The sequence below is a fragment of the Sphingobacterium mizutaii genome (assembly GCF_900187125.1).
GTDB classification, from domain to species: Bacteria; Bacteroidota; Bacteroidia; order Sphingobacteriales; family Sphingobacteriaceae; genus Sphingobacterium; species Sphingobacterium mizutaii.
The window spans coordinates 1,328,785-1,352,229 of sequence record NZ_LT906468.1 but is presented as its reverse complement, the minus strand read 5'-3'; the positions used below and the strand labels follow the sequence as shown (position 1 = coordinate 1,352,229).

The following is a 23,445-nucleotide window of genomic DNA, read 5'->3' as shown; positions in this document are numbered from 1 at the left end:
TCAAATAGAGAACCCCGCTTTTCAACGAGGTTTTAGACTATTAATTAATGACTATAGGTACTTTCTAATTAGATAACTTATAAATCGAATTATCTATGGTATATTGATAAATTTCAATATTATCAGTTTGCCTAAAATTAGAAATATTTAAGGGACTTTTATTCCATCTTTTTGGATTAAGCTCACGGTCACTACGTTTAAACATTTGAATTTCACCATCTTCAAAAACAATTTTAATGGAGTCTATATCAAGATTATTTTTTCGGTAATTATTAGGCGCTAGAGATTCTTTTTTCTTGATTTTGTGGCGATATATATGTCTAATGTCCTTATCTATTCCATTCTTGCTTTCATACCTTGTTAATTCTAAATCAAGATCAGTGTCATTTACAAATAGGTAAGACAGCTCTAGTTTAGGTGTTTCTACTATACAGGAAGTCAATTGAGCAATTATTATTACAGAGAAAATTCTTTTCATCGTTAATAACTTAAATACATGTTAAATAGATCATTTATTTGAGCATCTGTCACTCCCATGTGCGAAATATGGATTTTCTTGACTTTCCCAACAGACAATGCCCTATTACTATTGGGATCATGCTGATCCTCCTCGGGGAGGATCTCTTGCTTAAAAGGAGTTAGGATAAACATGAGGAAATCATTTCAAATATTTTCTCTAAAATATAATTTCTATCTAATTATGATATATAATTCATATGAAGTATTGGTTAAATGTTTTCTACAAAAAACCTATCCGTTCTATTTTACGATATGATAAAGGTTTATTTTATCGGTATTTGGGCCGCAAATCTTTGAAATCCCTTTACCGGCTACGTCATTGAGGAAAGGTATTTTGCTTCATGCTGAGAAGGATAAATTTGAGCTAAATTTATTGGAAAGTGATGACAGCAAAGTGGAAGGCAATTTTTTTTAATTTTAGCGATATAACCCCTTTTGGGGTTCCATTATTTTAGCAGACATGGCCCATTAGCCTGAAAGTCGTGCAAAAGCGATGTTCAATTAATCGAACATCGTTTTTGCATTAACCCTATATTGTTCGATACCATTAATCTAAAATAATTCTGCCCTTCTAGGGCAGTATGTCGCTAAAAGAGAGATTCATCAGGGAAATAAATATGGGTCTAAATACCTAGAAACAGACTTCTACAAAATGTCATTGCTAGGAACGAAGAATCTTGGAGCCATTCAGAAAATGATATCAGAACCATAGATAAAACAACATCATTGGCGAACAGGTTCTTGATCTTCGATCAAGGATGACAAGGAAGTGTTGAGATATTTACGTACAGATTCTTCACTGATCGTTCAGAATTGGATATTCCTGAGAGGGATTCAGAGCACAGCGATGAATCTATTTTTGTTATTTTTAGGATATCCTGTCATCGAAATCGTAAGATGAGAAAACTATTTTAAATGATTGCGGATAGTCCCGAGACCCTTCGGGGGTCCCCAGGGTGACACAAAATAGTTATAGAAAAATATTTCACCCACGCTGTGGGTTATCCGATTAACAATTCGTTTTTCTACAAATATTTCACCCCTTCCAGGGGTTTTCTACAAACAAACATTTATCCTTCCGAAGGAAGTCCTTTAACCTCCGGCTCATTTCCTTGGCGGAAAAATGGATAGAATGCCGATGCCCTGTGCGATGGGATTGCTAAAATAATTGAACCCCTCTAGGGTTCTTTCATTGCTGCGATTCTGCATTGTTCGTGAGTCAAGGAACATTCATACTTCCGCAGGAAGTCCTTTAGCCCACGGCTCATTTCCTTGGCGGAAAAATGGAAAGAATGCCGATGCCCTGTGCGATGGGATTGGCCTTGGAATGCTTTCAAAAAATTCTCCATCTAAGAGGAGAATTTTGAAGGAAGATATTCCCGACAACAAGGCATTCTTTTCATGTGTGATGGGTTGTGCGAAAAGCCACCTTAAATGGGCCGAAGGTTTTACGGATTCGAGTTGTCTTTGGTATCCGTGAGCTCCTTCGTCGGTTTGGTTACTTTTGCGCTTCAAAAGTAACGAAGAATCAATCTTTTGTTTTTTTCCTTAAAAAATAACACTGTATCCGACCGGACACAAAAAAAGCTCGACCTAAGTCGAGCGTAAATCCCTTTATCCTTTTTGGAATCAGATTACAAGTAAAATAATATATATTTCAGATTAAAATATATAAGAAATACCTGTACTTATAAAAAGTGAAGGATTATTATCAGTATGCTCTTCCATTGCAAGAGCTGGTCCTCCAAGAAAGTTAACTTGAAAACCACTATCTTTAATTTGTTGACGTATTCCCCAAAAGATGGCTCCGCCAAACTGGAAATTTTTATTATTGGATTGTTCTAATTTATTCAAAGGAAAAAGGTCAGAAAAAGCGGTTGCTCCTACAAAAGATCCGCTGTTGCCAGCTGTGTTTTTACCTTTTTTCTCCCTACTTCCAATATTATAATAAAATCTGTAATCAACGGATAGCTCAGCTCCAAGCTGTGCGCCAAAATTATCTTTACAATATATTAAAGATATACCAGCAGAACCTTCCACTGTCGATCTCTTAGCTATTGGTATTTCTCGCGAATAGCTTAATCCAGTCAGAAAAACCCCTGAATTGACCCGATTCAATGGCTTTACCAGTCTTTCCTGTGCACTGCTAACGGTTATGGATAACAACAGCACAACTATTGTTATGTAATTTTTCATCAAACTATATCCTTTTTTTACTCTTCTTTTTTCCAAACACTCCTGTTTTCCATTTTCCATTATCTCCATTGTTTCTATTTTTATAAGTGGCGCAAAGGTAATATTATTTTTAATTAATTTAATTACCTAAAAGATTATTTTATCTTATCTAAACCTTAGGGTATAAACTTAAATTATGTTTTCAGGTATAGTTGATGAAATTTAGTGTGGATGGACAGATTTTTCTGTTCAAACGAGAGAGTAGATAACTTGAGAAAGCTGATAATAAATTATTATTGAACTGGTCTGTTTTTAAAAGCTTCAATTGAATTGGCAATTGGTTCCAGCATTTCTTTTGACAATTTTCCGGCATCTTTCTTTATCTGTCCTGAACAGCCAAACAAGTTTAAGATTTATCCCATTAGTCCCGTAAGTATAATTCCTCTAGTCATTGTTAGTGTCGTTTAGCTTGAGAACTAACGAGCCGCGGATTTGCGAGAGTGGCAGATAAAAAGCGCGAACTTTCAATTTGCACTAACTTGAGCAACAGCTTTTTTATATTTACCAATATAAAAAAAGGAAACATAGAAGGCTGTTACGGATAAATTTGCACAATCCTTCTATATTTCCCTTAACGCGCCATTTCGCAAACCGATGTTATGTGAATGCCTTATTATTTTCAATTTTATAGATTAATCCAATATTGGCTTCATCAAAATCAAATTCATTTACGAATTGTAAGCCTATTTTTTCTAATACTTTTATTGACGCAATATTATTTTTCATTGCTCTTCCTATAATTGTTTTTAGATTCAGTTTTTCAAATCCATATTCAACACAAGCTTTTGCACTTTCTGTAGCATAACCTTTGTTCCACTGTTCTTCAAAAAATCTAAAACCAATATCTGTTTCGTTTTTTCCCTTATCATATTTAAGACCGCACCAGCCTAAAAACTCTTCGTTTTCCTTTTCAATTACCGCCCATCTTCCAAAACCATTCAATTTATAATCTTGATAATTTAATAAGAATTGTTTTGCTTCTTCGATATTTTTAAATGCAGAATTTCCTGTATATCTTATAACGTTTGGATTTAAATTCAAGTTATAGAAAACCTCGGAATCTTGAATATTAAGTTCTCGCAAATAAAGACGATCTGTTTCTAAAATTATTTTCATTGGAGTGTGTGGAAAGGCTTTCTCATAACGGCTTACGGCTTGGCGACGGTGGGATTTTTAGCACAAAAGTTCAATAGAAATCATAAAGTTGAAACTTGTACAAATGTTCAGTTGAAGCACGTCAGTCCCGCTTTTGGCAATACCTTGTTATATGCTGGGCTTTATCTTTAAAATTATTTCAGTTTCTGATTCCCAATAATAATCCATTGAACAAATATAGCCTCTTAACCAATGAGTATTCTCTATATTTCTAATGTAAAAGCCTTTTGGAAAATCATCATCTATAATTAATGGTTTGGAAAAAATTAATATTGAATCAGGTGGATGTTGATTTTTAGTAATTATTCTAGATGCTTTTTGTGAGTGAAAATGCATTCTAATATAAGGTGCAAATTCCAAAGGGCAAAAATCAAAATTATTTGATTTCATAGCTCTTTCAACTTGTTCAAAGTTCCCACCGTTTTTAAGCCCTATATCACTTAATTTTAATTGTACTATATTAATTTGATCTTCAGAATTTGTGTATTTAAATTCGGGATGATTAAAGATTAGTTTTGCATAATCATTAATTTTAATATTTGACTCGACAAGATTTTTAAATAAAGTTTCTTTATTAAGTTTTTGATTAACAATTATTGTTTCTTTCATTCTATGTAATAAGGGGGTGTTTTGAAAAGTCTTGCAGCTAACTACCTTTCTAACGAAATACTGTTACACCAAAATCTCTATAAGCGAACTTCGTAAATCAAGTTCTTAAATATAGTATTTTTCTGTATATCAGCTCAATATCATTGTCAATTATTATGGATAGCGTAAGAATTATATCAGTTTTGCAGAACATATGCGCCTAAAACGTTAAGCTGCTAGTACAATAACATCTTACAAAGAGAACGTAAAGATATTTTTGAAAGAAATGCATGGATATAAATACTTAATACTACGCAAAAGTAGCACGGCGGAAAGGCTCTAAATACTAAGTACTTTAGAGAAGGATTTAAATAAAGGAATTATTCGGTTACTAGTGGTTCGAACTTTTCGCATTAATACCTAAAAAAAGTAAGTCGGGAATTTTCACGCCATATTTCTGGCGAATAAAATCTTCAGGATTCTTTAAACTAAGAAATTCCTCTATTTCTTCCTTTGTAAATTGAAATACTCCAAAATTCCTCAAATAGTTTCTACTCATTGATATATATCCTGATGAATAATCCTTTGTTGTCGCTCTGAAATAAGTGTAGAATATATCGGTCGACATAAGCCTCCCTAATAATGCTAATCGATACGATCATTTTTGTTACCAATTCAACTATCAACAATTCCTTAAAAAACGATGCTCAAAACGGTCTTTTTGCACTCAAACCAACAATATACATTGTACATAAAATTAGTAGCAATTATCATGACCGGTATTGGATTTCAGGTAATCGTGAAAAAGGCCTGATAATGGGAACCTCCCTGAATGGCTTAGGAAATAAATTCGCCTTAGTGGATCGTATAAACATATCTGATGTTAGGGAAATAGTACCGGAATTGATAGGCGATTCAATACTATAGTAAATATTTCATTTAGCAATTATTGATAGGCTGTATTAGTAATCCAGCCTATCCCTTTCAGCTCTGTCATCCTCTTGTTTCGCTTCTTCCGCATAACCACGAGCGCGACTTTCAAATACAGCCGCAAGTTTTGGATATTTGGCAGCTTTATCAGCCGCAAGTTTGGTGAAATATTTTACCAAATGCCATTCCCTTAATCCACCGTCAAAAGGCCCACGAGTTGATGATCCACGTTTATTGTAACAGGCAACACTAAACCCGTCGAGTATTTGTTTCGTGCCAATTCCTTCAAGGATCTTGCAAAATGGCTCTGGTGGCCAACTTGTATCAACCCCATCTTCCATTTGTGAATTTGGTTCAGGGTATTCGGCAAACACCTTACCGATCTGATCATCAGCTATACCTAATAGCTTCTTTTCCTCTGCTTTCGCCCGAACTGCGCTTACCCAAGCGGTCAGTTTTTCCTCATTAATAGTTCCATCGTCGTTAACACCCGGCACCGTTTTCCAGTGGTATAATAAACTGAAAGCCTGCTCTGCCATGCTGCGCTTTAATAAAGCCTCCGATTCATCCTCTTCGATCACTTCCACCTCCTCCTTACCTTCATCAGCATCAGGTTTGTAAAGTAAGGACAGCACTTCCATAAAAAAATCAGGGTCATCTGCCATTGCCCTGCTTAATCGAGGTGTTTTAGTGTAGCCATAAGACGAGCCCAATATTGGCATGTATATCCATTCAAGCGGTATCATAATTGAGTTATCTACTTCGCCACGCTTTTCAAGTTCTTCAAAAAGGTGGTTAACATGATAGCTATCCAAATGAACATTTGGTTCCGGTTCATTTTTGAGGTAGTTCTGTAGCACCTCAACTATTAATCCGGTGGCAATTTGTTCGACATTGTGGGTAATAGCATAAATGGCGCTTGCGTAACGTTTGTATTGGATCAGTTTTTTTATAACAAAATCCCAACTCTCTGCGGTGATGAAAAACATATTGGAATCAACTGATTTCCAATATGTATCAATTAGCACTTGGTCTTGGGTACTTTCAATAAATTCCCAAATTGCTTCCTCTACTCTAAGTTTCAAAAACATCTTCGCAAGGGTTTCTGAACTATACTCTAGTTTTTGAAGGTCGGTATAAAGCGCGAATACCCACTCTTTAGATTCACTAAAAAACTTTCGTTGTAGAAACGCCTGAAATAATATGAGGTGTTTATCGTCTGTATTTAAAAATCCAGCTAAGTGGTTTATTTCATTTGTGTCGGTGATTACATTCGCTAAGGTAAAACCTAAAATGTGAGCCTGTTGCTCAGCCACACGGCCGATCAATTCAAGTATCTTCCCAAAGCCAAATTTCTCGTAAATCGCTTTCAATGCATCATTTCGTTTATTCTGCAAGTCTTGCGCTTGCTCGGAGTGAGGAACAGCTCTTGATTTGCCTTCTAAAAAGGGGGGCCAGTTATCAGTAAAAAGCCACCATATTTTTTCAATATCGTCTTCAGGTTCTAAATTGTTGTATAGCTTTTCGTAACGCTTCAATACATCTTCAGGCAGCGACCATTCTGCGGTTGGGTAAGAACGATGATGGCCAATCAATTCTCTTAATTTATCTCTTGTTTCTGTTTCTTCAAACTTAATTTTGTCCATACGCCCCTCAAGAAAATCGAGTAATTTTTCCCGGCTGAAATATTCAAGACTTACCGATTTTTTGATCAGGCGAATAAATTGAGTTTCAGAATCATCGAATTTCTCTAACAACAATTCTAGCACCTGCTTGTAAGTACTGTACATTTCTTCGTATTCCATGCTATGCCTACGAGGCTGATCGCTTAAACGCCACCGCATTTTGTGTATGTGCCCAGCGGAACTTCTGCCGCCTTCTGGTAACATACGAGTTAGTATAGTCCAGCCAATTTCTTTGTAATTATCTTGTAACAAGCGTAGCGCATCTATACGCGCAGAAAGCGGCGCAAATGTTTGGGGATACCACGACCTAAAAACATCGTATAAACTATTTATAGGCCTGTTTTGCAATCTGCCGCCTGGGTCTTTTGCCGATAATTTCCCTAACACCAAAGTCACCCTCGATAGATATTCAGGCATCCAGGCCAAGCCTTCCAAAGCCCACAACAAACCTGTGTAATAAGTTTGATTATCGAAATAACCCGGTTCTTCGTCAAATAATTGAATTATTGGCGAAGGGTCGAGTTTAAGTAATCCTTCCACGCAAGACATAAAGGCGTTTGGAGATGCCTCGGCAATTAAGGATAGATCATGGTCGAGCGAACGCCACATATCTAATTTATCGGTGTTTAATAATTTATATATCAAACCGTCCACCCAACCAACTGCTTGTCCTGGAACATCTAACCCTAATTTTTCGCCATACAGGGACGTCAATATCAATGATTGTATCAGGCCATCCCGAAACCATTGCGAATAAACAGCTTTGATTCCGTACCACCCAGCTTTATGTCTGTCCTCCGCCGAAAGGTCAAATTTTTTATCTATGGTCGTCAATACTTCTAAAAATGCATCAGCCAATCGCTTAAAATCATCTTTAGTTAAATAGCGGGCAGCATGTGTCCAGGCATCCATTGGCGAGGTTAATCGCCAAGTACTACCGATCTTTACTACGGGAGCGTCAGGGCTAAAACACCAGGGCTGCAATCGCTTGATATAAGCCTCATAATCCTCACCGGCCAACATGGCGATCACTTTTCTATCTCCCTCGAAATCTTCATTCCACCTGCCCGCAATAATAGCTGGCAAAATAATGGCGACGTTTTCGGGTTGCGACCATTGTGGATTTAGACGTTTGAAGTCTAATTGCCGACGTACAACGATTAAGTTACGCGCCGATTTTTTTGAAAGTTCCTCAGCTTCTGCCTCGGTCATACCAGATTTCACTATCGCGGCAACAAAAGCATCTCGTTGTAATGGCGGCAGAATGATTTTGTCCGACCAACTATCAGTTCTATCCAATCCGAGCGGTACAAGAATAGTATGTCCTTTTTGTTTCGCACGGTTAATAATGCTATCATCTTCAAACCTACAGATCAAGTATAGAGGCTTTCCAATAATCATCAGTTCCCTAAAAGCGTCTACATTATCTACAATAATGCTTCTTGAAAAAAAGTCCTCGGCGCGTTGGGTGTCATTCAAAAAAGTAGCAACAATAAAAGCCAAAGCTTCTTCTCTGGAATTACCCTGCACCGCTATAATCTGGGGTGAGCTGCTTTTGTCGAGGAGCGTTTTTGATTGCTCACTACGACCACCTAACACCACTCCCGGCACAAAATTTAAGCGATTACCAGTTGACCACTCTTCCCAAAAATCATCAGCAGGCTGAATACCTTCTGATGGCAAAATACCAAAGTGCTTAACGGCAAGCCAGGCACCGACCGTTGGGGCAAGGTCGATCCATTCCTCTAAATCTTGAGCATCATAAACCCTAACTTCTTTCCAAACGCCTTCGGCATTACGGGCATCAACCCATTCCTGTTTTTTCGTCCACAATCTGGGCGTCACGAAAATATAGGTGGCGTTTTTAGGGTCAACTCCCAACGGCTTTGCAGTTCGTTTGGTGTAATCATCGTCGGCCTTACCCTTAATATCGGTATTGGCACCAAACTCCCAAACAGATAAACCAAGCGGTAAACGTTCGGTTTCTTCGTAGACTTCGAGAATGCCGTCCCAGCCACCAATCAAAACATTTTCGCCGGATGGAAAACTGATGCTCTTGATAGAATCCGATGTCGCACGAATTAATTTCCTCACCAATAGTGGTAAATGTTCCTGGCAATCGCGGCGTTGCGCCCAGTTTTTAATATGTGTTGTGTCAATCCATTTCATAGTAAAACCAATAGTAAATTAAACATAACTGTCTATTCAATTCAGCGTCAATAAAATTCGAGGGTACAAGTAATGCACTTAAAATAAAGTGCATTGGAGTTCGAGGTGCATAAACAGAAATGATGAAGGCGGTTACTAATGGTAAAGTTATAGTATTATTTGTAAGTTATCAATATTAAATAATCAACATATCGACATCCAACGCTAAACTGGCGATTAATTAATGATATCTACTATTGAAGGAAACAGGGCTAAGTTTTACACCGCCAAACTCTACAGGACATAACCCTTCTTTGGCTAAATTTGTGTTTGCTCATACCATATGTAATGGTAAACAATACGTTCATAAAGTCACCACCTAGAAATGAAAGCGATCCTTTTTCTTTTACCGTCACACTATCTACATTGAAAGACTCAAATTTCCCCCCTTTAATCCAAAACATTTGATGAATAGTTGCCTTACCAATTTTTATAGAATATTCTCCACTCAAGATCATCACGCTCCTCTCAAAGATAAAATCTTCAATTTCTATAATGCCATTGACTTTCAAGTCTGAAAATTGGATAAGATGAGCGCTGCTCATTAAACAGTCATTTAGTTCATTGGGAACGCTAGCTGCATATACTTACCATTCTCTACATGAAACATCCAATTATATATGTTTAGAAGTTAAGAATTCAACTGTGTGTCTAAACTTGGTATAAATAATGAAATTTCAATAGATTCAAATAATGAACTTGGAAACCAATAGTTATATCATTCATATGAAAAGAGCCTATTTATATATCCGTGTAAGTACGGATGAGCAAAAAAGAAAAGGATACTCCTTACCAGAACAAGAAGATCGCTTATTGAAATATTGTGAGTACAACAATATCAAAGTCAAAGGTATTTATCGTGAAGATTTCTCGGCCAAAACCTTCAACCGGCCTAAATGGAAAAAGTTGATGACAGTCATCAAAAACAAGTCATCAAAAGAAGACAGACATATACTTTTCATCAAATGGGATCGATTTAGCCGGAATATTGAATATGCTTATGAGATGCTAGGTTTACTTCGGAAATACAAGACAACAGCAATGGCCATTGATCAGCCTTTGGATCTTTCGGTACCTGAAAGTACGGTCATGCTTGCCGTATACCTATCCGTACCGGAAGCCGAAAACAGCAGAAGAGCTCTGAATACGGCAGCCGGTATTCGCAGGGCAAAATTGATGGGCAGATATCCAAACAAGGCACCTTTAGGTTATATCAATGTAACAACAATAGAAGGAAAGAAAATTATCGCCCTGAAGAAACCAGAAGCAAATATTTTAAGATGGGTCTTCCAACAACTTGCCAAGAACATCCATAAAATTGAGGAAGTTCGGAATATGGCTCATGATAAGGGATTGATATGATCAAGGTCATAATTTTTTAGGCTTATACGCAGTCCCATTTACTGTGGCCTCATTCCCATAAAACTCAATTCCGGAGAATGTGATCTTGTAAAGGGAACACATGACCCCATAATATCCGAAGCACTATTTTACGAGGTTCAGCGCATTATCACAACAAAGAGGAAAGTTAATGCCAAAGACGAATTGCTAAAAACCACATTCTTTTTGCGAGGAGTCCTGGAATGTCCCTATTGTAAAAGAAAGCTCAGCGGAAGCTTTTCCAGAGGTTCAACGAAGAGATATCCGTACTATCATTGTCATGGAAGATGCAAAACGAGGATTAATGCTACCTTACTCAATGATTGTTACCAACACGAACTTCAGCGCTTAATACTTTCAGATAAAGTATCTGATCTTTTTGGTCTCATCTTGGAAGATTGGAATACGAATACCCACAAAACGGTGCATGTACAGCACAGAAATCTTGCGGTAAGAAAACTAAACGAACAGGAATCAATTATGTCTCAAGCCCGGAAGCTGTTCGTAGTTGGAGCTCTGAAACCTGATAATTACAGTAATTTAAAAAGGGAATTTGAAGCTAATGCCAAATGCCTACGAAGGGAATTGATGGATATTAATAGAAAATTAGAAAGCATTGGCCGACAAAGCCAAATAGGATCAAAATCATTTTTAAATATTTTCCTAGGATTTTCAAGCTTGGATTTATCCGACAAAAAGCATCTTGTCAATCTGATCCCACCACTCAAGGTCGATTTCAAAACAGGCAACATGACACTGGGACTAAACAGCGTATTATCAAAAATATTATTAACATAAAAAACAGATATTAAAATAATAAAGATGAACTTTATAGACAAAAGGGTTTCTATCAAACAGGCAATTGATATATTGACACAAAATGGTATCCATGTTGACGAAAACGAAGCTACTTTAATATTAGACTTTCTCTATTTAATATCAAAGAATCACAAAGAGCCAAAGAAGGTGGAAATACCAGAACCTTAAAGAGAATATCGAACTGCTTGAAAAAAACTCTAAACAGAAGGCAGCGGCAGGTTTTCAGAAGATTTTAGGCTATAGTTCACGCAAATTTTGAATCTAAAATTCGAACTATAAATGACAGGGTTCCAAAAAAATTTTGTTTTTTTCCTTAAAAAATAACACTGTACCCGGACACAAAAAAGCTCGATCTAAGTCGAGCGTAAATCCTGTTATTGTCTTAACTAGCGCCGCGGAAAAGGTCTAAATACTAAATACTTAATACTTAATACTCCCCAAAGGGGCAGGATTGGCTCAGCCCCACAAACCCCGCACTCAAACCCTGAGCCATCCTGTGGGGGGTTGTCCATAAAAAATCGAAGCTTCACCGGAGGTGATCTTTTTTCATTCAGGGGCTTGAGCACAAATAAATTTGGCTCTGCCCCTGAATGAAAAAAGCCTCCCGCTATGCGGAAGGCTTCGATTTTTTAGTCGGGGTGGCAGGATTCGAACCTACGACCTCCACATCCCAAATGTGGCGCGATACCGGGCTACGCTACACCCCGAGAAGGTATCACATTTTTTCTTGTGTGGCACAAATATACAATCTTTCCCCACAATCTTCCAAATGATAAAAGCAACATTAAATTAACCAATTGATTATTATGCCAATAAAATTAAATTTCCTCGACACATTATTCCACATTTGAACGTTTATACTTATAAATAGGATTTAAATACGATATTTGGGGTGGAATTCATCTTCCATCACACATAATTATCAATAAAATTATGACAAAAATTTTCAGAAATTGCTTGATCTTATCCTTGTGCCTGACGGCCTGTGTTTCCAATAATAAGGAACAACAAAACGCCGACAGTAGCACGGTGGAGAACCCCGAAGAATACAACCTGACCAAAGCGGAGGCCTTGGAGGATTATATCCTGGCCCTCGACTCCACAGACATTGAAAGCGTGGGAAAAGCAACCTCTAAATTCAAGGAACTTTTTGAAAAGAAGGAAAGCCCAGAAAATGATAAAGGGGTAGCCCTGATCATGGACTATATCGACAAGGTATCCATGTATGCGCACCGCTCGGCTTTTGATGATGAAACAAACTACCGCCCATTGGTCAACATTGAATTCGATGGCGGCAAAGCGGCCGTTCCAAGTGATCTGGAACAAGCTTATGACAAGATCAACCGCAACGGTTTCCGTGTTCGCGAAACAGAAGGTATGTTCGATCTAGAAGCTAACCCGATCTATTTCCAGGAGAACTTCTACCCTTATATCACTTCTGACCTAGAAATCTTATTGCAACAGATCGGACGTGATAATATGGAAGGATATGCAGACGATGCAGCCATCGCGATCCCGTTCCAGTCATTGGTTCAGCGAACGATCTGGTATGAAGATTTCGCCAATAAGACCAAAGGCACAGTCGCAGGCGAAAAAGCACAGAAAGAATACGAGAAATACTTCACGACACTAACCATCGGGATGGACAATACCCCAGCCATCGAAAGTCAGCAGATCTCACCCTACTTCCAGGAAGCATACAGCTACCTCAAGGATTTTTCACCCAACTCTGCCACCTACAAAAAACTGGAACCCTACATAGCACTCCTTCAAGAACAAAAAATCGACGAAGCCAAAGCCATGTTACCAAGTTTAATCGGCAGATCCATCAATTAATCCTTAACTTTGCCCCATAAGAAATAAGTGATAAGAAATAAGAAATAAAACAACATTAAAAAAATTGTAGAACTATAAAATATCTCATATCTCATATCTCACATCTCATATCTAAATACTAAATACTAAATACTAAATACTCTTTAATGTCCCTACCCAAGCCACCAAAAACTGTCGACCTGCATGCCGAAGCATTCTTGGCCGATTTGGACAGCTATGAACTGGATGAACTATTGGCAGAAACGATAGATTACCTTAGGGAACAGCTAGACGCGGCGATTTATTGGGGATATCCGGAAATCAAGTTTATCCATGGAAAAGGCAAAGGAGCGCTTAAAAACGCGGTCTATGAGGAATTGAAGACCTACAAGCAATCCAATGCCATTAGTCATTTCCATCCCTCCTATTCCAATGAAGATATTGTAGTGGTGGTAATCGGGCTATAAGACCTTGACCCGGTAGACCTCATAAGGATATTGTACCAAGTCTTTCACATCATTCCATTGCGGCAACAACTGCATTTGTGCACAAGAAAAATACAGGTATCCATCCGAACCAACGCCTAAGGAATCCGGCCATATCAAACGTGGATCTTGAACCACGATTTCCAGTTTGCCCTCGGGGGTCAATCTGCGAATGGAATAATCAAGAGAGGTCGTCAAATAGATATTTCCTTCATGATCAGCAACAAGTCCATGCGTGATCCCAACTTCGCCCATGTCTTCCACCTTGGATTTTAGGGCTTCATCAGTCAGACTTGCATCTGCTAGATACTTGGTTTCAATCCTATACAAGTTCATCGCATTGATCGGTTTAAAATAAAACCACTTATTGTCCTTAGTCAGTGCAATACCATTGACATTTGATCTGAATGGATTAGCATCCTTATCCCGCATCTCCTTTCCATGATAAGTTAGTACCACATCTGCATTTGCCAAGGTATATTTGCTATTGCTCAGGATCTTTCTACTTTTCCCGGTCTTGAGATCTAGCACAATAATGGAGGCTTGGCCAGGATCGGATAGGTAAGCCAATTTCTTATCAGTATCGACACGAACATCATTCAATCCCGATTTACTCTTGTCCAAATCATCAAACGTAAATATTTGCTTTACCTGATTGCTCTTCAAATCTATCTGGACCAGCTTAAACTGACCTTCTTTCTTATCGCTTCCCCCCTCTTTTCCAAAGATGGAACCTGAAGGAGCAGGTTTGGAATCTAAAACCCACAATTGATCATCGGTATCCACATAGATATCTTGCACATTGACAAAATGCTCCTTATAGTCGCCTTCCACAGCATTCCATTCTGCATTTGGAAAGGCTTTGCGTTCGCCATTGACGATCTCGGTCAATCCAAATAGATAGGGATCCTTATGCGGAAAGGAAACAAATACTCGGTTATCAGAAGAAACGGAGACACCGATGGGTTGCGACTTCCCAAAGGAAGCTACCACCTGCAGATTAGGATCTTGGTTTTGGGCCATAGCATTGAAAATAAAGGAAACAGCTAATAGGATATATAAGGGTAAAGTTTTCATCATCATTCGAATTTGTTGCAGGATTTACCAGCACCTACCTAAACAACAAAAGATACAAAATACTGTTTGGACAAATCAATTTAGTAGAGAATAATTCTATCCAGGAAAACCGATAATTTCCAAGCATATTAATGGACTTCATTCGAGGCATCTTCGAGAATGCTTCGAGGATCATTCGAATATGACCTGAATAAAATTTTAGCCAGCATGGAATTTTCCGAATATGCCTCGAATGAGTCTCGAATAAGACCCCATAAATAATCCCAAAATCTCCCCGATTTCAAAGATTTTTCAGCCAAAATTCTATCCAAGAACCATAAAGCAAAAAAGGAGCCTGCAAATCCTAGCAAGCTCCTTCATTATTATATTTTCAGACTGTCAAAGAGACATAGGTCTAAATACTAAATACTTAATACTAAATACTATTTAACCCCTTCCGTAATCGTAATTTTCCTAAATTCAATCGGTCCATGGTCACCTTGGATATAAAGTGGTCCTGGTTCACCTTCTTTTGAATCAAGCGCACCACCAGTGATTCCAGGGATTTCTTGTTTGTCAATCACTGTTTTGCCATTGATAGCCACCGTAACCAAACGGCCTACAAGTGTGATTTCCATATTGTTCCATTCATTAGGACCATTGGTCACCATCGCGTTTGGCGTCAAGAATCCGTAGATAGCGCCGAAATAAAGGTTTCCAGGATGTCTATCTTTTGGCGAGTCTTCGATCTGAACTTCATAACGACCTCTTAGGTAAACACCAGAGTTACTTCCTTCAGGGTATTTGAACTCTAGGTTCAATTTAAAGTCCTCGAAAGATTTTTCAGTGATCAGGTTTGCACCAGCATCTTCATTGGTCAAAATGCCATCCTTAACCACCCATTTGTTCTTATCGTTTGATGGTTTCCAACCGGTCAGGTCTTTTCCATTGAACAATTCCACAGGTTTGCCCCAAGTAGGTTCAGCCGTGCGGTTCAGGTAAGGTGCTTTTGTACCAGTGAAAGTATATTTCTCACCATTATTGTTGGTGATGGTACCTTTGATTTCAGCACCTGCCAATTCGCCTTCAATCGTAATATCACCAGTGCCACCTTCCCATTGTGGTGGGATAGCAAAGGAGAACTTGCCATCTTGAAGTTTGATATGGGAGATGGGTCTGCTACTGCCGCTATCTCCTACCCAGTACCCTACCAAGGTAGTGAATCCAGATAATTTGATTTCAATCCAAGAAGGCACTTGTTTGCCATTCTTGTCTACGTTCAAGTCCCAACGACCCAATAGGTCTTTAGATTCTTCTGGGATGGTTTGAGATGCAGGGTTGTGTTCCACTTCTTCTTTTTTGTCTTGATTGTCTGCTTTATCCGAGTTACCGTTTTGGCACGAAGTCAAGCCTAATCCAAGAATACTGGTGAAAGCTAAACCGTAAGCAAGTTGTTTGATCATCTTTAATGTATTTGATTGATTATTATTTTAAACTTTATAGTATTGTTCGAAACCGGTTCTAGGTGGCGGTCCGATCAAGAGTGCATTTGCAAATTTATCATTTGTAATCTCTTTTTTGACAGGATCGAACTTAAATTTTCCGTTCAAGCGCTGTGCGATCACCCCAAGGCAGAAAACTTGGCTCAATGGACCTGCGATTTCAAACGGCGAACGTGTCTTTTCCTCGCCTTTACAAGCCTTCAGGAAGTTTGCAAAGTGATTGGAAGGTGATTCCGGAACTACTGGTAGTTTATTTGCGATATCCTTTGCCTTTTGTTCTGGAATAATCGATAAGGTACTGCCATGTGATCCTCCTTTAAAGGTAAGGTCTTTTCCGTAAATGATCTTTCCAGGGTTTAATTTGGCAGGCTCCAGGTTTCCGGTACTTGGTGGCGGAATATTCGGATCTAGACCCGATACGCCATATCCTTCTGGAATTGGAGGCAAGTTATTGATGCCATCATACCACATGATATCCAAGGCTGGCATGCCCTTGCGTTTAGGGAAGCTGAATTTTAAGGTGGATGACATCGGGAAGAAGAAGGAATTATGCCCTTCCAGCATCTCTGCTCCTACCTCTGTCGGAAGGCCCAATTTCAGGAATTCATGGGAAGTATCGAGGATATGTGCACCCCAATCGCCTAAGGCTCCCATTCCGAAATCGAACCAGCAACGCCATTGCCCATTGATAAAGTCTTTGTTGTAATTATGTCCGATGGTCTGCATTTGCCAAAGATCCCAATCAATGGTGCTTGGAATTGGCTCCGCTGGCGGGAAATTCTTGATATTGACATCCCATCCATGCCATCTGCGCGGCATATTCATGTGGCCGACGATCTGGGTGACATCCTTGATGATCCCCGCCTCGGTCCATGCCTTGTACTGGAAGTAATTGGCATCGGAGTGTCCTTGGTTACCCATCTGGGTTGCCAATTTTGGGTTCTTCCTAGCTTTTTCCATCATCAGCTCCACCTCCAAAAAGGTACGGGCCATCGGTTTTTCCACGTACACATGTTTTCCAAGGTCCAGCGCCATCATAGTGATCGGGAAATGGGAAAAATCTGGCACTCCTACCGTCACCGCATCGATCTGGTTACCCATCTTATCGAACATCTGGCGGAAGTCCTGAAAACGTGGAACATCCGGAAATTGCTTGATGGCAGCTTCTGTATGTTTAGCCCCCATGTCCACATCACATAGTGCAACAATATTACATAAACCCGTTTTATACAGATCCATCAGGATTTCTCCACCTCTATTTCCGATCCCTATTGCCGCCAAGTTGACCCGTTCATTTGGCTTGGCCATCAAGATATTTCCCAACGGACTGCTAGCCATCGTCAAGGCTCCTCCAGCGATAATGGATTTCTTTAAAAAACTTCTTCTTGAAAAATGATGATTCATCTGTAATATGTTTAGGTTTACGAATGTTACATGAATGATTAGCTTAAAATTAAAAAAAAATCCTAATTTCAGTCACCTTATTGGACATTAATCCATAAACCTGTTACAATAAAGACATATTATGATGAGAAATACCTATTTGAAATCTGTTTTTAAATCCACATTCGGCCTTCTTCTATTGAGTTCATTGACAATTTCCTGCCAGCAAGCAAATAAAAGTGCGGATGGATGGGAAAACCTGTTCAATGGCAAGGACCTGAACGGCTGGAAGCCTTTGGCTGGAAAGGCAGATTATCACGTTGAAGATGATGCGATCGTTGGAGTAATGACTAAGGGTACGCCAAATTCCTTTTTGGTAACGGATAAGGAATATGGCGATTTTATATTGGAACTGGATGTCAAACTGGAAGGCAGCACCACCAATTCGGGTGTTCAGACCCGAAGCCATTTTGATTCAACCGCCAACAACGGCGCTGGAAGGGTCTATGGTCGCCAAATGGACATCGATCCAACTGCTAGAGCTTGGACCGGGGGAATCTATGATGAAGGCCGTAGAGAATGGCTGTACCCATTGGACCTAAACCCGAATGCGAAAACAGCATATAAACCGAATGAATTCAACCACTACCGGATCGAGGCCATCGGCAATGAAACCAGGACTTGGGTGAATGGTGTACCAGCAGCTTTTGTGGTAGACAGCTTGGATGATGCTGGATTTATTGCACTACAGGTGCATGCCATTCCAGATTCACTGGATGGTAAGAAGGTATATTTTAAGAATATCCGCATTCAGACCAAAGACCTGAAGCCCCAAGAATTCCCTAAGGATGTGTATGTGGTGAATACCCGTGCCAATGACCTGTCGGAAGCTGAAAAGGCCGCTGGATATAGCTTGCTGTTCAATGGCAAGGATAGCCAAGGCTGGCATAGTGCACGTGGTGATAAGTTTCCTGAAAAGGGTTGGAAGATCGAAAATGGCCTGATTGAAGTGCAGAAATCGGATGGCGCAGAATCGACCAATGGTGGTGATATCGTGACCGATAAACAGTACAAGGCTTTTGACCTTTCCTTTGATTTTAAACTGACTCCCGGAGCTAATTCAGGCGTGAAATACTTTGTAACCCTAGACGAAAAAACAGCAGGTTCTGCCATCGGTCCGGAATATCAGATCTTGGATGATGAATTGCATCCCGATGCAAAATTGGGAAAAGATGGCAATCGTACCTTGGCTTCCTTGTATGACTTGATCACTTCGGATCGCAATCCAAGACCTAGGAAACCAATTGGGGAATGGAACCGCGGCAGAATCGTGGTTACGCCGGATAATCATGTCACCTATTACCTAAATGGCTTCAAGATGTTGGATTTTGTGAGAGGTTCGGAAGATTTCAGGAAACTGGTAGCCGGTAGTAAGTACAAAGATTGGGATAAATTTGGCGAGGCGGAACAAGGACATATCCTTTTGCAGGATCATGGTGATGCCGTTGCATTTAGGAGCATTAAGATTAAAGAATTTTAGAAAATAATATAAAAAAGGAAAAGGACCGAAATGCATTCGGTCCTTTTCCTTTTTATAACGAGCTCTAGAATTGAGCCTTAAAAGCTTGGATTTTCTTTTGGAATCCTGCGAATTCAGCGCTCTGCTGATTGATAAAACTATTGTCTTCCAATCGGCCCACCACCTCATTCATCTCTTCTTCATTTTCATAGACCATCAAGCGGAAAGGATTGATGTAATCCTTGCTTCTGGAATTATAGATTTCATCACAGATCCATTTCTTGGTTTCCAAGGCCTCATCAAAAAGATGGCTCCAGAAATCAGCGTTCCAGTCGGAAGTTTCGGTTTCGGTAACCTCTTGTAAAGAAGCCAAGCTATGCTTTAATTTATCAAGGATATAGCTATCGCTCAATCGGTGGTAATTGCTATGCATCTCATCCCAAGAATTGATTTTCTTGTCTTTCAAGTCCTGTAGGAGCTGGTCCAATTTACTTACTGGAACCAATTGGCTGCCTACATTTTCAAATTCCTCCCGCTTCAAGTCGGATTCGGTCAAGGTCTGGATGCTATCTTTGAATTCCTTTGGATCAACATGCTCCAATACCTGGCAGATCGCATAATAACGAACCAACTTCTTGAATAATTGATAAGCTTCTTTTGGCTTCAATAGAACCGCCTTGCGCTTAGAGAACTCGGCATTGTCCAAGAAGATTTCCTCGGCTGCTTTGTCTTTACTGTTCAACCATTCTAGTGGATTTTCGGTATTCAGGGATTTGCTTACAGCGTTCTCAATTTCCTTGATTCCTGTAAAGATCTCATTGACGGTATCCGGTGCCAAGATATCATACTCGAAATACTGGTTCTTGAAAGAACGCTTATCACGACTGATGAACTTATTGGTATTACGCATCAATGCATACATATTGTACATAAACCAATAGCCCGGAACGATAATCAAGCGATCATGGGTGACATCATTGCTCACCAACGAAAACGGGAATTTGATATCCAGTTCATGTAAGAAATCGCCTTTTACAATCAGGGTGTAAGACGCGAATTTGGAATTGTGCTTTAAGCTTACGCATAGTCCTGGCCAAAAACCACGACCTGCGATAATCTCTCCATCTGCACCTCTTGAGTTATGGTTGGATCCAACCGTAGCACCCGCGGCCATATTGCTCTGACCTTTGATCAAGGCCGCACATAGGAAGGAGTTATTATGGTGCTGCTCGTGCGCAGGGAAAATAAGCGAATTAAGGACCTCACAACAGGAGATGGTAGAATTGTCGCCCAAGAAAGAGTTGATCAATCTGGCGCCATATTTCAACTGCGAATAGGAAGATAAGATAAAACGGACTGCCTTCACTCCGTAGAACACCCTACAGCCATAGCCAATAATCCCGTTAACCAGCTCACAACCCTCACCGATTTGGGTATAGGCCTCCGCAGTGGAGTTGATCGTCACGTTTTTCAGTTTACTGATCCCTTTGATATAAGCATCAGAACCAATCTTAACGTTTTTGAAGGTATGGGAGTTCTTGATTACGGTACGATCGCCGATCTCACTGTAATAGCCTCTGATATCATTGAATTTCGCATTGGTGATATCAAAGAAGCGTTGTTGTAAATCTTTATCCTGTCGATTGCGAGTCCATAAATAGACGTCAGCGGCCTGCATGCCATCAAATGGAAGGACCGAACGTCCGCCATTCTCATTACATAGCTCAAGAAAGATCCGGCTTGTGTCAGGGTCACCCGCTTTCAGGATACCATTACCGAATTTAGCATTCGAGCTGGTTTCCATTTCATTTACATTGAGCAGGATCACCTCGTTACCAACGATGAAATGAGCAATATAACGGACCTGATGCAAGGCTACACAATCCCCTAGATCACATGAAATGATCTGGGAGTTGTAGATTCCGACCGGCAAGCGGATATCACGATACTCTAGGTAAACCTCTTCCATATCGCCAATACGCACCAAGCCAAAGAATTTGGACCTTTTGATCTGCTTCGGAAGAAATTTATCCGTGACGAGGACATCATTCCAATCGGTAGATTCATTATGATTGAGCTCGAGGATGCGGACCTCTTCTTCAGTCAGGTTTCTATATTTCTTGTTGGATTTGTTTTGTTGAAAACGAAGGTAGTATTCGTCTTTTCCCTTTGGTAGATAATCGGCGGGTATGAAGTCATACCCAATCCGATTTAATGGTATCTTTATTATATATCCCATGATATTATTCCACAGTTACTGATTTAGCTAAGTTCCTTGGTTTATCTACATCTAAACCACGGTACACTCCAATATAGTACGACAACAGTTGCAATGGAACCACCGTCAATAAAGGAGCTATAACTTCATCAGCCTCTGGAACAACCATGACATCATTTGAAATGGTTGGAGTCACTTCATCTCCTTCCGTCATTACGGAGATTACCATTCCTTTTCTTGCTTTAATTTCTTGTATATTACTTACGATTTTCTCATGGTAAGCATCCTTACTGGCAATGAAAACAACTGGCAATTCCTCGTCAACCAAGGCAATTGGACCATGTTTCATTTCAGCAGCTGGATAGCCTTCGGCATGGATGTAGGAAATTTCCTTCAACTTCAATGCGCCTTCCAATGCAGTTGGGAAGTTATAGCCACGACCTAAATAAAGAACATCGCGAGCATCTTTGTACTTATAAGCGATCGCTTTGATATTGTCAACCTCATTTTCCAATACCCATTGTACTTTTTCTGGAACATCGTGCAACTCTTGACAAAGCTCATCAAAGCGCTCATCGGAGATGGTTCCTCTCGCTTTTGCCAACTTCAAGGCAAATAACATCAACACGGCAAGCTGCGCTGTATAGGCTTTAGTACTCGCTACGCCAATCTCTGGACCTGCATGGGTATAACAACCTGCATGGGAAATACGTGCAATGGATGAACCTACAACATTCACTATACCGAAGATTGTTGCGCCTTGCTCTTTAGCACGTTCAAGGGCAACCAAGGTATCAGCGGTTTCACCACTTTGAGAAATCGCGATGATCACATCATCAGAACTGATTACCGGATTGCGGTATCTGAATTCCGAAGCATATTCTACCTCCACATTTACGCGGCATAATTCCTCAATAACATATTCTGCAACCAAGCCAGCATGCCAACTCGTACCACAGGCTACAATAATAATCCTGCGGGCATTCGCCAATTTATCTTGGATAGCATCTACCCCACTTAGGATAATTCTATGCTCATTCAAGATCAAACGACCTCTTAATGAATCCGCGATAGTGGTAGGTTGTTCAAAGATTTCCTTCAACATGAAATGATCATAACCACCTTTTTCAATAGCCGCTAATTCTAGATCCAGCTTTTGGACAAATGGCGTGATGATTTCATTACCTAGGTTTTTCAAGATCAATTCATCAGGCTTTACGATAGCCAACTCATAATCGTTGATATAAACCACCTCTTTGGTATAAGCCAACATCGGGGAAGCATCAGAACCTAAGAAATGTTCATTCTTGCCAATACCAATCACCAATGGACTTCCCTTACGGGCAGCGATAATGGTATCCGGCTGATCAGCAGCGATCAACAAGATTACATAGGCACCGGTAACCCTTTTTAGGGCAATACGGATCGCCTCTTCAAGACCACATTCATTTTTTTCTTGTATGTCTTCAATGAAGTTAAGTAGGACCTCGGAATCCGTATCGGATTTAAATTCGTATCCTTCTTTCGTAAGTTCGTTCTTTAGTTGGGCATAGTTCTCGATGATTCCGTTGTGGATCATGGCGAGTTTTCCTGATTTGGAATAGTGAGGGTGAGCATTTCGGTCTGAGGGCTCTCCGTGGGTTGCCCAGCGGGTGTGACCAATTCCTGTCGTGCCAGCAGTGGATTGATCACCTACAAACTCCTCTAATGCAGCGACTTTACCTGCCTTTTTGTAAACTTTCAAGGAGTCTCCTTGTTGAAGCGCTATACCAGCACTATCGTAGCCTCTGTATTCTAATTTCTTTAAGCCGTCTATCACGATGGGATAAGCTTGGCGCGTTCCGGTGTAACCGACAATTCCACACATATGTTTTTCTCGTTTTAATTTAAGTTTTAAAATTTTGAGTAAATATATAAAATATATTAGTGCAAACGATTGCGCGCTTTT

General features: G+C 39.7%; 18 protein-coding genes, 1 tRNA gene and 1 pseudogene. 7 read left to right on the top strand and 13 right to left on the bottom strand.

Annotated features, from left to right (window positions below; genetic code table 11):
* Positions 1–64: 64 nt before the first annotated feature.
* The 7 genes from CKW03_RS05740 to CKW03_RS05705 form a co-directional block, all read right to left on the bottom strand.
* On the bottom strand, positions 65–478 hold the full coding sequence (locus CKW03_RS05740; protein ID WP_093094938.1) for a hypothetical protein: 414 nt from the start codon (positions 476–478) through the stop codon (positions 65–67).
* Positions 479–480: 2 nt separating this feature from the next.
* Entirely contained in the window at positions 481–651 is a 171-nt protein-coding gene (locus CKW03_RS20280; RefSeq protein WP_157739401.1) for a hypothetical protein, read from the bottom strand.
* A gap of 1,530 nt (positions 652–2,181) precedes the next feature.
* Positions 2,182–2,775: a hypothetical protein gene (locus CKW03_RS05730; protein ID WP_139185393.1), complete on the bottom strand. Its 594-nt coding sequence runs from the start codon at positions 2,773–2,775 to the stop codon at positions 2,182–2,184.
* 576 nt (positions 2,776–3,351) lie between these two features.
* The gene (locus tag CKW03_RS05725) at positions 3,352–3,870 is read right to left on the bottom strand and encodes a GNAT family N-acetyltransferase (protein ID WP_093094934.1); all 519 of its coding nucleotides are present in this window, start codon (positions 3,868–3,870) and stop codon (positions 3,352–3,354) included.
* A gap of 147 nt (positions 3,871–4,017) precedes the next feature.
* Entirely contained in the window at positions 4,018–4,518 is a 501-nt protein-coding gene (locus CKW03_RS05720) for a hypothetical protein (RefSeq protein ID WP_093094932.1), read from the bottom strand.
* 941 nt (positions 4,519–5,459) lie between these two features.
* Positions 5,460–9,281, bottom strand: coding sequence for a hypothetical protein (locus CKW03_RS05710; protein ID WP_093094925.1), 3,822 nt, complete (start codon positions 9,279–9,281; stop codon positions 5,460–5,462).
* A 251-nt stretch (positions 9,282–9,532) separates the two neighbouring features.
* Complete coding sequence (locus CKW03_RS05705) at positions 9,533–9,865, bottom strand: hypothetical protein (RefSeq protein WP_095067855.1); 333 nt, start codon at positions 9,863–9,865, stop codon at positions 9,533–9,535.
* Positions 9,866–10,046: 181 nt separating this feature from the next.
* On the opposite strand from CKW03_RS05705, the gene CKW03_RS20630 reads away from it, so the two are divergent.
* The 4 genes and pseudogenes from CKW03_RS20630 to CKW03_RS05695 all read left to right on the top strand — a co-directional run bounded on the left by CKW03_RS20630 (position 10,047) and on the right by CKW03_RS05695 (position 11,687).
* Entirely contained in the window at positions 10,047–10,682 is a 636-nt protein-coding gene (locus CKW03_RS20630; protein WP_197700982.1) for a recombinase family protein, read from the top strand.
* A gap of 24 nt (positions 10,683–10,706) precedes the next feature.
* A pseudogene (locus CKW03_RS20890) lies at positions 10,707–10,826 on the top strand (recombinase family protein); the annotation flags it as partial.
* A gap of 264 nt (positions 10,827–11,090) precedes the next feature.
* Complete coding sequence (locus tag CKW03_RS20625) at positions 11,091–11,498, top strand: hypothetical protein (protein ID WP_197700981.1); 408 nt, start codon at positions 11,091–11,093, stop codon at positions 11,496–11,498.
* A 24-nt stretch (positions 11,499–11,522) separates the two neighbouring features.
* On the top strand, positions 11,523–11,687 hold the full coding sequence (locus CKW03_RS05695; RefSeq protein WP_093094922.1) for a PTS sugar transporter subunit IIBC: 165 nt from the start codon (positions 11,523–11,525) through the stop codon (positions 11,685–11,687).
* A gap of 465 nt (positions 11,688–12,152) precedes the next feature.
* On the opposite strand, the gene CKW03_RS05690 is transcribed toward CKW03_RS05695, so the two are convergent.
* Positions 12,153–12,226, bottom strand: a tRNA-Pro gene (locus CKW03_RS05690).
* Positions 12,227–12,452: 226 nt separating this feature from the next.
* Here CKW03_RS05690 and CKW03_RS05685 point away from each other — a divergent pair.
* Entirely contained in the window at positions 12,453–13,355 is a 903-nt protein-coding gene (locus CKW03_RS05685) for a hypothetical protein (protein ID WP_093094921.1), read from the top strand.
* Between the two features lie 146 nt (positions 13,356–13,501).
* Entirely contained in the window at positions 13,502–13,801 is a 300-nt protein-coding gene (locus CKW03_RS05680; protein WP_093094919.1) for a Smr/MutS family protein, read from the top strand.
* Here the strand turns inward: CKW03_RS05680 and CKW03_RS05675 are convergent.
* The 3 genes from CKW03_RS05675 to CKW03_RS05660 form a co-directional block, all read right to left on the bottom strand.
* Positions 13,796–14,902, bottom strand: coding sequence for an SMP-30/gluconolactonase/LRE family protein (locus tag CKW03_RS05675; protein ID WP_236736424.1), 1,107 nt, complete (start codon positions 14,900–14,902; stop codon positions 13,796–13,798). The two genes, CKW03_RS05680 and CKW03_RS05675, sit on opposite strands and share 6 nt — an antisense overlap.
* 416 nt (positions 14,903–15,318) lie before the next feature.
* On the bottom strand, positions 15,319–16,338 hold the full coding sequence (locus CKW03_RS05665; RefSeq protein WP_093094915.1) for a 3-keto-disaccharide hydrolase: 1,020 nt from the start codon (positions 16,336–16,338) through the stop codon (positions 15,319–15,321).
* A gap of 27 nt (positions 16,339–16,365) precedes the next feature.
* Entirely contained in the window at positions 16,366–17,781 is a 1,416-nt protein-coding gene (locus CKW03_RS05660; protein ID WP_093094914.1) for a Gfo/Idh/MocA family oxidoreductase, read from the bottom strand.
* A gap of 124 nt (positions 17,782–17,905) precedes the next feature.
* Between CKW03_RS05660 and CKW03_RS05655 the strand changes: the two genes are divergently transcribed.
* The gene (locus CKW03_RS05655; RefSeq protein ID WP_093097669.1) at positions 17,906–19,300 is read left to right on the top strand and encodes a 3-keto-disaccharide hydrolase; all 1,395 of its coding nucleotides are present in this window, start codon (positions 17,906–17,908) and stop codon (positions 19,298–19,300) included.
* 64 nt (positions 19,301–19,364) lie between these two features.
* Here CKW03_RS05655 and CKW03_RS05650 read toward each other — a convergent pair whose 3' ends face one another.
* Entirely contained in the window at positions 19,365–21,518 is a 2,154-nt protein-coding gene (locus tag CKW03_RS05650) for a DUF4954 family protein (protein WP_093094913.1), read from the bottom strand.
* A gap of 4 nt (positions 21,519–21,522) precedes the next feature.
* Positions 21,523–23,364 (bottom strand): glutamine--fructose-6-phosphate transaminase (isomerizing), encoded by a 1,842-nt coding sequence (glmS, locus tag CKW03_RS05645; protein WP_093094911.1) that lies wholly within the window; start codon positions 23,362–23,364, stop codon positions 21,523–21,525.
* Positions 23,365–23,445: the final 81 nt, after the last annotated feature.